This window comes from Pseudomonas sp. UV AK001 (genome assembly GCF_046097675.1).
Taxonomy (GTDB): domain Bacteria; phylum Pseudomonadota; class Gammaproteobacteria; order Pseudomonadales; family Pseudomonadaceae; genus Aquipseudomonas; species Aquipseudomonas kribbensis.
In genome coordinates, this window is record NZ_JBJUVZ010000002.1 from 344459 (window position 1) to 358631 (window position 14173).

Genomic DNA, 14173 nt, shown 5'->3' on the forward strand with positions numbered 1-14173 from the left:
GTGGCAGCGTCGCCCGGGAATTTTGAAGATTTGAACTCTAACGAGGAGTCGCAATGCTGCCTTACCCGCAGATCGACCCGGTGGCCCTGGCCATCGGTCCGCTGAAAATCCATTGGTACGGCCTGATGTATCTGGTCGGCATCGGCGGTGCGTGGCTGCTGGCGTCGCGCCGGCTCAACCGTTTCGACCCGACATGGACCAAGGAGAAACTCTCCGACCTGGTGTTCTGGCTGTCGATGGGGGTGATTGTCGGCGGGCGACTGGGCTATGTGCTGTTCTACGATCTGAGCGCCTACATCGCCAACCCGACACTGATTTTCGAAGTGTGGAAGGGCGGCATGTCGTTCCACGGCGGCTTCATCGGCGTAATGCTGGCGGCCTTGTGGTTCGGCAAGCGTAACGGCAAGTCGTTCTTCCAGCTGATGGACTTCGTGGCGCCGATGGTGCCGATCGGGCTGGGTGCCGGGCGTATCGGCAACTTTATCAACGCCGAGCTGTGGGGCAAGGCCACCGACGTGCCGTGGGCCATGGTGTTCCCGCCGTTCAGCGACCCGGCGCAACTGCCGCGTCACCCGTCGCAGCTGTATCAGTTCGCGCTCGAAGGCGTCGCGCTGTTCCTGATCCTCTGGCTGTTCTCGCGCAAGCCGCGACCAACCATGGCGGTCTCGGGCATGTTCGCGTTGTTCTATGGCATCTTCCGTTTCATCGTCGAATTCGTCCGCGTGCCGGATGCGCAGCTGGGCTACCTGGCCTGGAACTGGCTGACCATGGGTCAGATCCTCTGCGTACCGATGATCATCGGCGGGCTGTTCCTGATCTGGCTGGCCTACCGCCGTGCGCCGTCGGCGCCGGTTGCACCGACAGCTTAAATATTCGAACCCCGGCGCAGTTGGCCGGGGTTCAAGGACACAGGTAACTCATGAAGCAATATCTCGATCTGGTGTCGCACGTTATCAACAACGGCACCAAACAGGCCAACCGTACCGGCGTGAACACCATCAGCTTTCCGGGCGCCATGCTGCGCTTCGATCTGCAGGAAGGTTTCCCGGCGATCACCACCCGCAAGATGGCCTTCAAATCGGCCATCGGCGAGATGTGCGGCTTTCTGCGTGGCGTGAACAACGCCGCCGAATTCCGTGCGCTGGGCTGCAAGGTCTGGGATCAGAACGCCAACGAAAACGCCCAGTGGCTGGCCAACCCGTTCCGCCAGGGCGAAGACGACCTCGGCGAAATCTACGGCGTGCAATGGCGCAAATGGCCGGCGTACAAGCAGATCCCGCTGAGCAACACCGCCGCCATCGAACAAACCTTGAGCAACGGCTACAAGCAGATTGCCCAGGGCGAAGAAGACGGCCAGGCCTACGTGGTCTTGTACAAAGCCATCGATCAGGTGCGCCAGTGCGTCGACACGATCATCAAGGACCCGGGCAGCCGCCGCATCCTGTTCCACGGCTGGAACTGCGCCCAGCTCGATGAAATGGCCCTGCCGCCGTGCCATCTGCTGTACCAGTTCCACCCGAATGTCGAGACCAAAGAGATTTCTCTGACCCTCTATATCCGCTCCAACGATCTGGGCCTGGGCACGCCGTTCAACCTCACCGAAGGCGCCGCGCTGCTGAGCCTGATCGGTCGCCTGACCGGCTACACGCCGCGCTGGTTCACCTATTTCATCGGTGATGCCCACGTCTACGAAAACCACCTCGACATGCTCAACAAACAGCTCAAGCGCGAGCCGTTCGCCATGCCGAAGCTGAAGATTTCGGATCGTGTGCCGGAGTTCGCCAAGACCGGTGTTTACCAGCCGGAATGGCTGGAGCTGGTGGAGCCGAGCGACTTCTCGCTGGAAGGCTACGAGCACCATGCACCGATGACCGCGCCGATGGCGGTCTGAAGCACGAGTGACAAAACACTGAGGGAGCCAGATGGCTCCCTCAGTCGTTTCTGGCGTTCTTAATGGCCGTGGCTGCGGCCCACATGCGAATGCTCGACCTCCGTCGCCACAACCCCGCCACTCACCTCCAGCCGCTGCAGGATCCCGCACTGATCCGCCTCCGGCCCTTCGCCACAACGCTGGCGCAGGTCGAGCAGTTGCGTCTGCAAGGCCAGTAACCCGTCGATCCGCGCCTTGACGTGCTGGATGTGCTCGTCGATCAGCGCATTCACGCTCTCGCACTGATCCTGCGGGCTGTCGCGCAAGGCGAGCAGGCTGCGGATTTCTTCGAGGGTCATGTCGAGGGTGCGGCAGTTGCGGATGAAGGTCAGGCGCTCGGCGTGGGCCTGGGTGTAGACGCGGTAGTTGCCGTCGCTGCGGGCCGGTTCCGGCAGCAGGTTTTCGCGCTCGTAGTAGCGGATGGTTTCCACGGCGCAATCGGTCTGTTTCGCCAGTTCTCCGATCTTCATGACGGCAATCTCCAAAAGGGTGCTTGACCCTATAGTGGCTACAGGGTCTTTACTTGGCAACAGGCACCTTCATGGACGCGACCAATGAGCGATTCCCAGCACACCCACAAATCCCACGCGGGACACGACCACAGCCACAAATTGCAGCCTGTGCATAATCATGACCACGGCGCTGATGCCTGCTGTGCATCAAAAGCCGCGGCGCCGTCGCTGATTCAACTGAGCGAGGCGAAGAGCGCCGACGCCCGGTTGAGCAGTTTCCGCATCGAAGCGATGGACTGCCCGACCGAACAGACGCTGATCCAGAACAAGCTCGGCAAACTGGCCGGGATCCAGCAGCTGGAGTTCAACCTGATCAATCGCGTGCTCGGCGTGACCCACAACCTGCCGGACACCGCGCCGATCATCGACGCAATCAAATCCCTCGGCATGCAGGCCGAGCCGCTGGAAGCGGGCGTTGATGCCCCGGCCGCCGCGCCGGTGAAAAAACACTGGTGGCCACTGGCGCTGTCCGGCGTCGGTGCGCTCGCTGCCGAAGTGATCCACTTCACCAGCGCCGCGCCGACCTGGGTGGTGGCGATCATCGCGCTGATCTCGATCCTCAGCGGCGGCCTCACCACTTACAAGAAGGGCTGGATCGCCCTGAAGAACCGCAACCTCAACATCAACGCCCTGATGAGTATCGCCGTGACCGGTGCGGTGTTGATCGGCCAGTGGCCGGAAGCGGCGATGGTGATGTTCCTGTTCACTGTGGCCGAGCTGATCGAAGCGCGCTCGCTGGACCGCGCACGCAACGCCATCAGCGGTTTGATGCAGATGACGCCAGAGCAGGCGACGGTGTTGCAGGCGGACGGCAACTGGGTCGAGCTGGATGTGAAAAGCATCGATCTCGGCGCCCGGGTGCGGGTGAAACCCGGCGAGCGCATTGCGCTGGACGGTGAAGTTGTCAGCGGCAGTTCGACTATCGATCAGGCGCCGATTACCGGCGAGAGCCTGCCGGTGGAAAAAACCGTTGGCGACAAAGTCTTCGCCGGCACCATCAACCAGGCCGGTTCGCTGGAATACACAGTGACCGCAGCGGCGAACAATTCCACCCTGGCGCGGATCATCCACGCCGTGGAACAGGCGCAAGGCGCGCGGGCGCCGACCCAGCGCTTCGTCGATCAGTTCTCGAAGATCTACACCCCGGTGGTCTTCGTTCTGGCCCTGGCCGTGGCGATCATCCCGCCGCTGTTCATGGGCGCCGTATGGTTCGACTGGATCTACCGCGCTCTGGTGCTGCTGGTGGTCGCGTGCCCGTGTGCGCTGGTGATTTCCACTCCGGTGACCATCGTCAGCGGCCTCGCGGCGGCGGCGCGCAAAGGCATTCTGGTCAAGGGCGGCGTGTACCTGGAGGGCGGTTTCAAGCTCGACTATCTGGCCCTCGACAAGACCGGCACCATCACCCACGGCAAACCGGTGCAGACCGATTACCTGTCCCTCGACCCGACCGCCGACGCCACGGCTCCGGCCATTGCCGCGGCGCTGGCCGGGCGCTCCGATCACCCGGTGTCGCTGGCCATCGCCAATGCGGCTGTGGATAAAGGTTTCGCGCCGCTGGTTGTGGATAACTTCGAAGCGCTGGCCGGGCGTGGTGTGAAAGGTGAGGTCAACGGTCAGGCCTATCACCTGGGCAACCACCGACTGGTGGAAGAACTGGGCCTGTGCTCGCCGCAACTGGAAGAAAAGCTGTTTGCGCTGGAGAAACAGGGCAAGTCCGTGGTGTTACTGCTCGACAGCTCCGGCCCGCTGGCGCTGTTCGCCGTGGCCGACACGGTTAAGGAAACCAGCCGCGAGGCGATCCGCCAGTTGCACGATCTGGGCGTGAAAACCCTGATGCTGACCGGCGACAACGTCCACACCGCGCAGGCGATTGCGGCGCAGGTCGGGATCGATCAGGCCAAGGGCGACTTGTTGCCGACCGACAAACTGCAGGCCATCGAAGACCTGTATGCGCAGGGCCGTCGGGTCGGCATGGTCGGCGACGGTATCAACGATGCGCCGGCACTGGCGCGGGCCGAGATCGGTTTTGCGATGGCAGCTGCCGGCACCGATACGGCGATTGAAACTGCCGATGTCGCCCTGATGGACGACGATCTGCGCAAGATTCCCGCGTTCATCAGCCTGTCCCGCAACACAGCCAGCATCCTGAAACAGAACATTGCGTTGGCATTGGTGATCAAGGCTATCTTTCTTGGGGTAACCTTCGCCGGGCTCGCCACCATGTGGATGGCGGTGTTTGCCGACATGGGCGTGAGCCTGCTGGTGGTGTTCAACGGTTTGCGCCTGTTGCGCAAATAGAGGAAGAGGGACGGTTGTGCTGAGTGCCGAGCTGAAAGCGTTTTACATGGTGGCCCGCCTGGGCAGCATCACGCTGGCGGCGAAAAAGCTCGGCCTCAGCCAACCGACCGTGACCACCCAGATCCGCAATCTGGAAAGCCAGTATTCGGTGGAGCTGTTCTACCGTGGCGGCCGGCGCCTGAGTGTCAGCGACGAAGGCGCGCGGCTGTTGCCGATGGTCAAGGCGCTGTTGCAGCAGGAAGCCGATATCGAGTTCTTCCTGCGCAACAGCGGCCAGGTGCAGGGCACGCTGCGCATTGCTGCCACCGCTCCGTATTACATCCTCGATCTGGTGAAGACCTTCCGCGAGCGCCTGCCGCAGGTGGAAGTCTCGGTGGAAATCGGCAATTCACAGCAAGTGCTGGAAGCGCTGGAGGATTACCGGGTGGATGTCGCGGCGTCGTCGCAGTTGCTCGACGATGCGCGGCTGATCCGCCGGGTGCTCGGCAGCGATCCGCTGGTGCTGGCGGTGCATCGCAATCATCCGCTGGCGGCGCACGACCATGTGACGCTGAACGCGCTGGCCGGGCATACCTTGTTGATGCGTGAACCGGGCTCGACCACCCGTCGCCTGACCGAAGAATTGCTGGCCGGTGCAGGCGTCAGTTTCGGCCCGTTGCTGGAAATCGGCAGCCGCGAGTCGATCCGCGAAGCGGTGCTGCGCAACATCGGCATCAGCATCATTGCCCGCCAGGAAGTACCGCACGATCCGCAGTTGCGGGTGCTGACCCTCGAAAATGCGCCGCAGATCCCCGAATACCTCTACTGCCTCAAGGAACGCAAGAACGCCCGGTTGCCGGCGGCGTTTCTCGGGCTGGCGCAGGAAATGTCTCCGGCCTGACCAACCCAAATCCCTGAATACCACTATCGGTCGTTTTTGCCTTGTTGCCATATGACCGACGCATTACAACTCTAGGATTCGTCTCATCTGCTTGATGAGGCCTGTCCATGAACCCTGCAATCGCAACTGCCCTGACCAACCCCGGCGCTCCGATGAAAGTGCGCGGCGTGCAGAAGCGCTTCGGCGCCTTCACGGCGCTGGATAACGTCTCCCTCGATGTCGCGGCCGGTGAGCTGGTGTGCCTGCTCGGCCCGTCGGGCTGCGGCAAGACCACGCTGCTGCGCTGCATCGCCGGTCTGGAGAAGCAGGACAGCGGCGAGTTGTACCTCGGCGATCGCGATGTTTCCCACCTCGCGCCCCAGGCCCGGGACTACGGCATCCTGTTCCAGTCTTACGCGCTGTTCCCCAATCTGACCGTCGAAGCGAACATTGCCTACGGCCTCGCCGGCGGTGGTCGCGATGAAGTGCGCCGTCGTGTCGGTCAGATGCTGGAACTGGTCGGCCTCAGCGGCAGTGAGAAAAAGTACCCGGGCCAGTTGTCCGGCGGCCAGCAACAACGGGTGGCCCTGGCCCGTGCCTTGGCGCCGGCGCCGTCGCTGCTGTTGCTCGACGAACCGATGTCGGCGCTTGATGCCAGGGTCCGTGAGCATCTGTGCACCGAGCTGCGCCAATTGCAGCGCAACCTCGGCATCACCACCCTGATGGTCACCCACAATCAGGACGAAGCCATGCTGATGGCCGACCGCATCGCCGTGATGAACAACGGCAAGGTCGAGCAATACGCCACCCCGCAGGAAATCTACAACCGCCCGGCCACGCCGTTCGTGGCCGAGTTCGTCGGCCAGGGCAACTGGCTGCCGTTCCAGCGCAGCAGCGACAGCCACGCCAAGGTCGGCGGGATGAACCTGCGTCTGGCCGACGGCAGCGTCCACAGCCCGTCGGGCCGACTGTTCTGCCGCCCGGAAGCGATCAACGTCAATCCGTTGGTGCATGAGGAAAACCTGTTCCCGGCCAAGGTCCGCGAGATCACCTTCCTCGGTAACCGCTGCCGCATGAGCTTCGAACTCGACCAATTGCCAGGCCATGCCTTGCTCGCCGAACTGGCACCGGAAGCCATGCCGCGCCTCGGCGCCCAGCAGATCATGGTCGCCTTGCCGCCCCGCAGCCTGCAGGTGTTTGCCTGATGAACAGCAACCTCGCACTGCCGCTACCGCAAAAGCAGGCGCGGCAGGTGTCCGGGGCCGAGGTCGGCGACCGGATCTTCGTCCTCGGCGGCAAACTCCTGCTGCTGGTGCTGCTCGGTGTGGCGGTGCTGTTGCCCTTGCTGGCGATCTTCTGGCGCGGCTTCAGCAGCGAAGCCGGGCAGGGCGGTGGCTGGCTCGCCGCGAAAGAACTGGTGACCAGCGACAACTTCCACTGGTTGCTCGGCAACAGCCTGAAAGTTTCCCTCAGCGTGGCGGCGATCGTCGTACCGCTGGCCTACCTGTTTGCCTACGCCTTGCAGCGCACGTTGATTCCGGCAAAAGGCATCTGGCGCGGGATTTCCCTGCTGCCGCTGATGGCGCCGTCGATGCTGCCGGGGATTGCGCTGGTCTATCTGTTCGGCAATCAGGGCATGTTGCGCGGGCTGCTGTCGGACAACATCTACGGCTTCTGGGGGATTGTTCTGGGTGAGGTGATCTACACCTTCCCACACGCCTTGATGATTTTGCTGTCAGCCCTGTCGCTGGCGGATGCGCGACTGTTCGACGCCGCGTCGAGCATGGGCGCCAGTCCGGCGAAAGCCTTCCGCAGCATCACCTGGCCTGCGACGCGTCAGGCTGTGTTCGCCGCGTTCTGCCTCGTCTTCACCCTGACCATCACCGATTTCGGTGTGCCGGTGGTGGTCGGTGGCGACTATCAAGTGCTGGCGCTGGAAGCCTACAAAGCGGTGGTCGGCCAACAGCAGTTCGGTCGCGGTGCGTTGATCGGTATGGTTCTGTTGCTGCCGGCACTGTTCAGCTTCGGTGTCGATGCCTGGCTGCGTCGTCGTCACGGCGACTCCATGAGCGGCCGTGCCCAGGTGTTCAAACCGGCGCCGTCGAAGAAGCGCGACGCCTGTTATCTGGCCATCGTTCTGCTGATCAGCGCGGCGTTGCTGCTGGTGTTCGGCATGGCGGTGTTCTCGTCGCTGGTGAAGTTCTGGCCGTACAACCTGTCGCTGTCGCTCAATCACTACCAGTTCAACGAGACCGCTGGCGGTGGCTGGCTGGCCTACGGCAACAGTCTGAAAATGGCGCTGGGCACGGCGTTGATCGGCAGCGTGCTGATCTTCACCGGCGCCTACCTGATGGAAAAGACCCGCAGCCAGCGCGGCCTCAATCTGACATTGCGCATGCTCAGTTTCGTACCGATGGCGGTGCCGGGGCTGGTGCTGGGTCTGGGTTATGTCTTCTTCTTCAACCTCACCGGCAACCCGCTGCATGTGCTGTACGGGACCATGACCCTGCTGATCGTCTGCACCATTGCTCACTATCTGACCACTGCGCAGATGACCGCCACCACCGCGTTGCGCCAGCTCGACGCCGAATTCGAAGCCGCTGCGCTGTCGCTCAAGGCGCCGCTGTACCGGCATTACCTGCGAGTCACCGTGCCGATCTGCCTGCCGGCGCTGCTGGACATCGTGCGCTACCTGTTCGTCTCGGCCATGACCACCGTTTCCGCCGCGATCTTCCTCTACAGCCCCGACACCATCCTCGCGGCGGTGGCGGTGCTGAACATGGATGACGCCGGCAACGTCGGCGGCGCGGCAGCGATGTCGACCCTGATTCTGTTCACCTCGGCGGGCGTGTCCTTGCTGCTGGCGTGGGCTTCGCGCGGCTTGCTGCGCCGTTCCCAGGCCTGGCGGCAAACGGCGCCCGGCCACTGATCCACGACTTGTCCCTTTAGCCTCAACTCACCTACAGGAAAACGATCATGTTCAAGCCTATGGCCCTGGCCGCTGCTGTGCTCGCTACTTTCAGCCTGAATGCCTTCGCGGCAAAAACCGAGTTGACGGTGTACACCGCCCTCGAAGCCGAACAGCTGACCGCCTACAAGGCGGCGTTCGAAAAGGCCAACCCGGACGTCGAAATCAAGTGGGTGCGTGATTCCACCGGGATCATCACCGCCAAACTGCTGGCCGAAAAGGACCGCCCGCAGGCTGACGCGGTGTGGGGCCTGGCCGCTTCGAGCCTGGCGATCCTCGATCAGCAAGGCATGCTGCAAAGCTATGCGCCGAAGGATCTGGGCAAGATCGGCGCGAACTATCGCGACGCCGCCAACCCGCCAGCCTGGGTCGGCATGGACGTCTGGGCCGCGACCATCTGCTTCAACACTGTCGAGGCCGAGAAGCAGGGCCTGACCAAACCGGTGAGCTGGCAGGACCTGACCAAGCCTGAGTACAAAGGCAAGATCGTGATGCCGAACCCGGCCTCGTCCGGCACCGGTTTCCTCGACGTCAGCGCCTGGCTGCAAACCTTCGGCGAGAAGCAGGGCTGGGCCTACATGGACGGTCTGCACCAGAACATCGGCCAGTACGTTCACTCCGGTTCCAAACCTTGCAAACTGGCGGCCGCTGGCGAATTCCCGATCGGGATTTCCTTCGAGTACCCGGCCGTTCAGCTGAAGCGTCAGGGCGCGCCGCTGGACATCATCCTGCCGAAGGAAGGCCTTGGCTGGGAGATCGAAGCGACTGCCGTGATCAAAGGCACGCCGCATGAAGAGGCCGCGAAGAAACTGGCCGACTTCTCCGCCAGCGCCCCGGCGATGGATCTGTACAAGGAAAACTTTGCCGTCCTCGCTCAGCCGGGCATCGCCAAGCCGCAGACCGAACTGCCGGCCGACTACGAACAGCGCCTGATCAAGAACGACTTTGCCTGGGCTTCGAAGAACCGTGACGAGATCCTGACCGAATGGCGCAAGCGCTATGACGGCAAGTCCGAGAAAGTCGCTGCCAAGTAAGATCTTCATCGACTGACAGGGCCCCATCGCTGGCTTGCCAGCGATGGCGGTCTCTTTTTCAGAGCACCTCTAGATGACACAACACAAAGACTTGCTGATCGTCGGCGCCGGCATTCTGGGCCTGTCCCACGCTTATGCCGCCGCCAGGCGCGGTCTCAAGGTCGTGGTTTTCGAGCGCACCGCCACGCCAATCGGCGCGTCGGTACGCAACTTCGGCCAGGCACTGGTCACCGGCCAGCCACCGGGCCCGATGCTCGAACTGGCCAAGGCCAGCCGCGAAATCTGGGGCCAGTGGGCGCAGCTCGCCGGCCTGCAACTCAAGCGCAACGGCTCGTATTTGTTTGCTCGCACCGAGGCGGAAGAGCACCTGTTCGAAGCCTTCTGCGCCGGGCGCGCCGTTGAGCACGATTACCGCGTCGAGCTGCTGCGCGGCGCTGCATTGCGTGATCTGTATGGCGGCCAGTTCAGCCATCACCGCGCCGCGCTGCACGGCATGGACGATCAACAGCTGTATTCCCGGGAAGCGATTCCGGCTCTGATCGATTACCTGCGCCGCGAACTCGGCGTCGAGTTTAACTTCTCGACGCTGGTGCGTGACGTCGAACCGGGGCGCCTGCACAGCACCGCCGGGATCTTCACCGCCGAGCAGATCATCGTCTGCTCCGGCCACGATTATCAGACTTTGCTGGCCGAGCCGATTGCCGCCCTCGACCCGCAAATCTGTCGCCTGCAAATGCTCCGCGCCCGGCCGCAGATTGACCTGAACCTGCAACACGCCTTGCTCACCGGTCTCAGCTGCGTGCATTACGGTGCCTTCGCCGACTTGCCGGAAGCGGCGGCGGTGCAGGCGCAGATCCTGCGTGAGCAACCGCACTTGCAGGAAAACGGCATTCACCTGCTGATCAGCCCGACACCTTATGGCGAACTGATCATCGGCGACTCGCACCATTACGGCAGCGATCCGTCACCGTTCAACGCCGAGCAGGTCGACAACTGGATGCTCGAACTGGCCGAACAGACCCTCGGCTGCAAGGTGCAGGTGGTCGAGCGCTGGCAGGGTGTCTATGGTTCCCGGGGACCGGGGCCATTTTCGTTCCTGCGTCCGGCGCCGGGGCTGAGCGTGGCGCTGATGCACAGCGGCGTCGGCATGAGCGTCGGCCCGGCCATGGCCGAGCGCAATGTTGCACAGCTTTTTGGAGGGAACTGATGTTGAGTCATGAGCAAGTCATCAAGCGGGTGTTCGGCCTCTATGAGCGTTTCGGCGCCAGCGACTACATCGGCGAACCGGTGTCGCAGATCGAGCACATGTCCCAGGCCGCGCAACTGGCCATTGCCGAAGGCTTTGACGATGAAGTGGTACTCGCCGCGTTCTTCCACGACATCGGCCACTTGTGTGCCGAAGGCGCGGAGAACATGGGCGGTTACGGCGTGGTCAGCCACGAACGCCTCGGTGCCGATTATTTGCGAGAAGCCGGATTCAGCGAGCGCCTGGCGCGGCTGGTGGAATATCACGTCCAGGCCAAGCGCTATCTGACGCTCAGGGAGCCGGATTATTACGAGCGCTTGAGCGAAGCCAGCCGCCGCACCCTGGAGTATCAGGGCGGGGTGATGACCGAGGCTGAAGCCGATGCGTTCGAGCGGGATCCGCTGTGTGCCGTCAGTCTGAGGATGCGCCAGTGGGATGAACTGGCGAAGGAGATGGCGGTGCCGGTGATGGATTTGTCTGTTCTCAAGCGCAAGGCTGAAGTTCTGTTGTCGACCGGGTGAGGGTCTGGGGTTTAAAGCTCAAGCACCTTCTCCACCAACAACTCAATCTGCTCCTGCCGTTCCGCCTGATTCAGTTTCGGATGCAGATTCAGCGAAGACCACTGCGGATGCGCCCGGGCCTTGCTCAACGCTTCGGGCAACTTTCCTTCGCGCCAGGTCTTGTCCTGCGGCGTCGCCACCTGAACGGCATCCATCGCCGCATGACCCCGGGCATTCAGCGCTTGCAGCAGTTGCCGCTGGCGCAGGGCCAACAGGCGCAACACGTTGTCGTCGACCGTCAGTTCCCGCTGCCCTTTGATCTTGCCCAGCAGACGATTGCCATAACTGCGGGCGGTTTGCAGGGCGCCGCCGGCAATCGCGCCGGCCAGTGCGGCGGCACCAAGGGTGATGCCGCCCACCAGCAAGTCCACCCCCGCACCGGCGGCTGCACCGGCCGCAATCCCGCCGCCGACCCGCACGCCCAGTTGCTTGAGGGTTTCCGGGTTGAACAGGTCATCGCCCCAACGCCCATCGAGCAGCGGCAGATCGCTGGCGGCGGCGTCCTGCGGGCGGAAGGCGTAGAGCTTGAGCAGCGCTTCGACGCATTTTTGTTCGCGCTGGCGCACGGCCTTGCGCAGTTCACTGATGGCCTGTTGTTCCTGTTCGGCGATGCTCGCCACACTGCGTCGGCAGGCGGCGCAGTCGATCAACAGTTCGGCGATCAGGCGCGCGGCGCTTTGCTCGCGGGCGAGGCGCTGGGCCTGTTGATCGGCGATCAGTCGCTCAAGCTGCGGGCGGGCATTTTCCAGCAGCAACGCGAGGCTTTCGTACAGCCGCCGCTCGCCATCCTCCGGCGGGGCGACGCTGTCGAAGCGCACCAGCGCATGCAGGCCGAGACGCGCCAGCGCTTCACGCCAGTCCGGCTCGCGATGGTTGGCGCTGCTGACGAAATTCAACACCGGCAGCAACGGCTTGCCGCAACTGGCCAGCACTTCCAGCTCATCGCGGTACTTGGCCAGCACCGGTTCACGGGCGTCGATCACGTACAGGCCGGCATCGGACTCAAGCAGTTGTCGCAGTACCTTGGCTTCCTGTTCAAAACGCTGGCGTGCTTCGCTGCCGTCGAGAAACCGCGCCAATCGAGCCGGGCCGTCGAGGCGTTCGCCGGGTCGTTCCAGACGCTCGAGAAAATCCAGCAGGGCGATGGCGTCTTCCAGGCCGGGCGTGTCGTAGAGGTCGAGCAACGGCTCGCCATCCACCGATAACCGCGCGCCTTCGACATGCCGGGTGGTGCTCGGGCGATGGGAGACTTCGCCGAAGCCTACGTCGCGGGTCAGGGTGCGCAACAGCGACGTCTTGCCGACGTTGGTGTGGCCGACCACCGCCAGTTTCAGCGGCGCTTTCCAGGCATCAGTCATGTCCGTGCTCCAGCCAGTTCAACGGGGCGCAATCGGCAAACGGCAGCTCCAGTTGTTGCAGCGCCACGTGCCAGTCGCCGAGGCGCTCGGCGTCCAATGCCTGTCCTTGCGGCGCCTGCAACAGCCAGACCCGGGTCGCGGCGGCATTGCGCGCCAGCTCGGCGATCAGCGCCAGGCTGCCTCGATCCGGGGAGCGCCGTGGGTCGCAGGCAATCGCGAGGCGCGCCGGCGGAAAACGGCTGAGCTGTTCGAGCAGTTTGTTGCGCGATTCACGGCTGTCGAGGATGCCGGCGTTGCTGACGTTTTTCGGCAGCGTCGGTGGCCACGGGTGTTGATTGTCCAGTTCGATTGCTACGAGTAATGCGCCGTCACTGGCGTGTTCGCCGACGGCACTTTCGACGCGGTGCAGTTGCGCAGGCTCAGGGTCGGTGATGCCAAGGCGTTCGCTGGTCGGCATCAGGCGTTCGCGCAGTTGGGCGTAACCGGGCAGGTTCAGGTCCAGACGCAACGCCGCTTTGCCACTGTTCCAGCGCCAGAAGCAGAACAGCGCCAGCAGCAGACGCGGCAGCACGCCGTACACCACCAGCACGCCGACCAGCCAGGTCGCCCAGGCCTGACGGGCGCTTTCGATGTTCAGCGCGGTGTCGCCGCTGGCGCGGATCATTTCGACGGTTGGCACGTTGAAACCCAGCAGCGCCGGCAATGTGCCGAGGGCCTGGGTCATGTTGATGAAGGTGTCGGCGCTGAGAATCGTGGTTTCCCAGACGAAGCCGTAGCGCCGGGTCGCCATCAGCGTCAGCAGCAAAACCAGCGCGCTGACCATCGCCAGCAACCACAGGCCATTGACCAGCGTGCCGAGCGCCCAGCGATTGAGTTTCTGGCGTTGCAGTATCAACAGCAGGGCCGGCGCCAGTTGCGCCGCCTTGGCATCGCGGGCGAGTTTTTCACTGAGCCACAGCCACAAGCGGCCAAGAGTAGCGCCGTGTTCGCCGGCAAAGACCAGCCCCAGCACCCAGCTCAACAGCAAAATCAGATTCAGCCCAAGCAGACTGCCCAGCGCCCAGAACACATTGACCGGCGTCTGGCCCAAAGCGGCGAAGGCCAGGCCGGCGCCGCTCAATACCGCGAAGATCGCCAGCAACACCAGCGCCAGGCGCGCGCCTTGCAGCCAGTGTTTGAGCGCCGAGGTCAGACCATCGCGCTCGGCCAGCCACAGGGCGCGGCGTTGAATGCGTCCCGGCAGGTCGCCGCCGGCCGCGCGGGCCAGGCGATTGGCTTCCTGATCGTCCAGCGGGCCTGCGTGTTCTTCGCGCAGGCGCACGGTTTCGGTGAGCCAGAGGTTTTGCAGTGGAGTCAGTTCAGTCACGCGGCATCCCGATGCTTGATTGAGCCGTGAGCATAACCGCTG

At 63.4% G+C, this 14173-nt stretch carries 12 protein-coding genes; 9 read left to right on the top strand and 3 right to left on the bottom strand.

The features are described 5' to 3' along the window. Positions 1-53: 53 nt before the first annotated feature. Both lgt and ACKLNA_RS09615 read left to right on the top strand, forming a co-directional pair. Positions 54-869, top strand: coding sequence for a prolipoprotein diacylglyceryl transferase (gene lgt, locus ACKLNA_RS09610; protein WP_065258902.1), 816 nt, complete (start codon positions 54-56; stop codon positions 867-869). Positions 870-919: 50 nt separating this feature from the next. After that, positions 920-1891 (top strand): thymidylate synthase, encoded by a 972-nt coding sequence (locus ACKLNA_RS09615; protein WP_408985720.1) that lies wholly within the window; start codon positions 920-922, stop codon positions 1889-1891. Between the two features lie 59 nt (positions 1892-1950). Here ACKLNA_RS09615 and cadR read toward each other — a convergent pair whose 3' ends face one another. Next, complete coding sequence (gene cadR / locus ACKLNA_RS09620) at positions 1951-2400, bottom strand: Cd(II)/Pb(II)-responsive transcriptional regulator (protein ID WP_064600182.1); 450 nt, start codon at positions 2398-2400, stop codon at positions 1951-1953. An 84-nt stretch (positions 2401-2484) separates the two neighbouring features. Between cadR and ACKLNA_RS09625 the strand changes: the two genes are divergently transcribed. The 7 genes from ACKLNA_RS09625 (at position 2485) to ACKLNA_RS09655 (ending at position 11368) form a co-directional block, all read left to right on the top strand. Continuing rightward, positions 2485-4740, top strand: coding sequence for a heavy metal translocating P-type ATPase (locus tag ACKLNA_RS09625; protein ID WP_408985721.1), 2256 nt, complete (start codon positions 2485-2487; stop codon positions 4738-4740). 16 nt (positions 4741-4756) lie between these two features. Beyond that, positions 4757-5620 (top strand): LysR family transcriptional regulator, encoded by an 864-nt coding sequence (locus ACKLNA_RS09630; protein WP_119427508.1) that lies wholly within the window; start codon positions 4757-4759, stop codon positions 5618-5620. Positions 5621-5727: 107 nt separating this feature from the next. Further along, positions 5728-6804 (top strand): putative 2-aminoethylphosphonate ABC transporter ATP-binding protein, encoded by a 1077-nt coding sequence (locus tag ACKLNA_RS09635; protein ID WP_408985722.1) that lies wholly within the window; start codon positions 5728-5730, stop codon positions 6802-6804. Then, entirely contained in the window at positions 6804-8528 is a 1725-nt protein-coding gene (locus ACKLNA_RS09640; protein ID WP_119427510.1) for a putative 2-aminoethylphosphonate ABC transporter permease subunit, read from the top strand. Before ACKLNA_RS09635 ends, ACKLNA_RS09640 begins: the two co-directional genes overlap by 1 nt. A 47-nt stretch (positions 8529-8575) precedes the next feature. Next, complete coding sequence (locus tag ACKLNA_RS09645; protein ID WP_085709032.1) at positions 8576-9601, top strand: putative 2-aminoethylphosphonate ABC transporter substrate-binding protein; 1026 nt, start codon at positions 8576-8578, stop codon at positions 9599-9601. A 73-nt stretch (positions 9602-9674) separates the two neighbouring features. Further along, positions 9675-10808 carry a TIGR03364 family FAD-dependent oxidoreductase gene (locus tag ACKLNA_RS09650; RefSeq protein WP_408985723.1) on the top strand — a complete coding sequence of 378 codons (1134 nt, stop codon included), beginning with the start codon at positions 9675-9677 and terminating at the stop codon, positions 10806-10808. Beyond that, positions 10808-11368, top strand: a complete 561-nt coding sequence (locus ACKLNA_RS09655) for a phosphonate degradation HD-domain oxygenase (RefSeq protein WP_408985724.1) — start codon at positions 10808-10810, stop codon at positions 11366-11368. Before ACKLNA_RS09650 ends, ACKLNA_RS09655 begins: the two co-directional genes overlap by 1 nt. Before the next feature lie 11 nt (positions 11369-11379). On the opposite strand, the gene ACKLNA_RS09660 is transcribed toward ACKLNA_RS09655, so the two are convergent. Together ACKLNA_RS09660 and ACKLNA_RS09665 are read right to left on the bottom strand one after the other, a co-directional pair. After that, the gene (locus tag ACKLNA_RS09660; RefSeq protein WP_408985725.1) at positions 11380-12765 is read right to left on the bottom strand and encodes a GTPase/DUF3482 domain-containing protein; all 1386 of its coding nucleotides are present in this window, start codon (positions 12763-12765) and stop codon (positions 11380-11382) included. Further along, the gene (locus ACKLNA_RS09665) at positions 12758-14131 is read right to left on the bottom strand and encodes a DUF2868 domain-containing protein (RefSeq protein ID WP_408985726.1); all 1374 of its coding nucleotides are present in this window, start codon (positions 14129-14131) and stop codon (positions 12758-12760) included. The genes ACKLNA_RS09660 and ACKLNA_RS09665 overlap by 8 nt, the downstream gene beginning before the upstream one ends. Positions 14132-14173: the final 42 nt, after the last annotated feature.

What these genes read in the sequence shown, in the direction of transcription:
- ACKLNA_RS09660 (WP_408985725.1), bottom strand. Translation starts at nt 12,765, where the DNA reads ATGACTGATGCCTGGAAAGCGCCGCTGAAACTGGCGGTGGTCGGCCAC.
- ACKLNA_RS09645 (WP_085709032.1), top strand. Translation starts at nt 8,576, where the DNA reads ATGTTCAAGCCTATGGCCCTGGCCGCTGCTGTGCTCGCTACTTTCAGC.
- ACKLNA_RS09625 (WP_408985721.1), top strand. Translation starts at nt 2,485, where the DNA reads ATGAGCGATTCCCAGCACACCCACAAATCCCACGCGGGACACGACCAC.
- ACKLNA_RS09635 (WP_408985722.1), top strand. Translation starts at nt 5,728, where the DNA reads ATGAACCCTGCAATCGCAACTGCCCTGACCAACCCCGGCGCTCCGATG.
- ACKLNA_RS09640 (WP_119427510.1), top strand. Translation starts at nt 6,804, where the DNA reads ATGAACAGCAACCTCGCACTGCCGCTACCGCAAAAGCAGGCGCGGCAG.
- ACKLNA_RS09655 (WP_408985724.1), top strand. Translation starts at nt 10,808, where the DNA reads ATGTTGAGTCATGAGCAAGTCATCAAGCGGGTGTTCGGCCTCTATGAG.
- ACKLNA_RS09650 (WP_408985723.1), top strand. Translation starts at nt 9,675, where the DNA reads ATGACACAACACAAAGACTTGCTGATCGTCGGCGCCGGCATTCTGGGC.
- lgt (WP_065258902.1), top strand. Translation starts at nt 54, where the DNA reads ATGCTGCCTTACCCGCAGATCGACCCGGTGGCCCTGGCCATCGGTCCG.
- cadR (WP_064600182.1), bottom strand. Translation starts at nt 2,400, where the DNA reads ATGAAGATCGGAGAACTGGCGAAACAGACCGATTGCGCCGTGGAAACC.
- ACKLNA_RS09615 (WP_408985720.1), top strand. Translation starts at nt 920, where the DNA reads ATGAAGCAATATCTCGATCTGGTGTCGCACGTTATCAACAACGGCACC.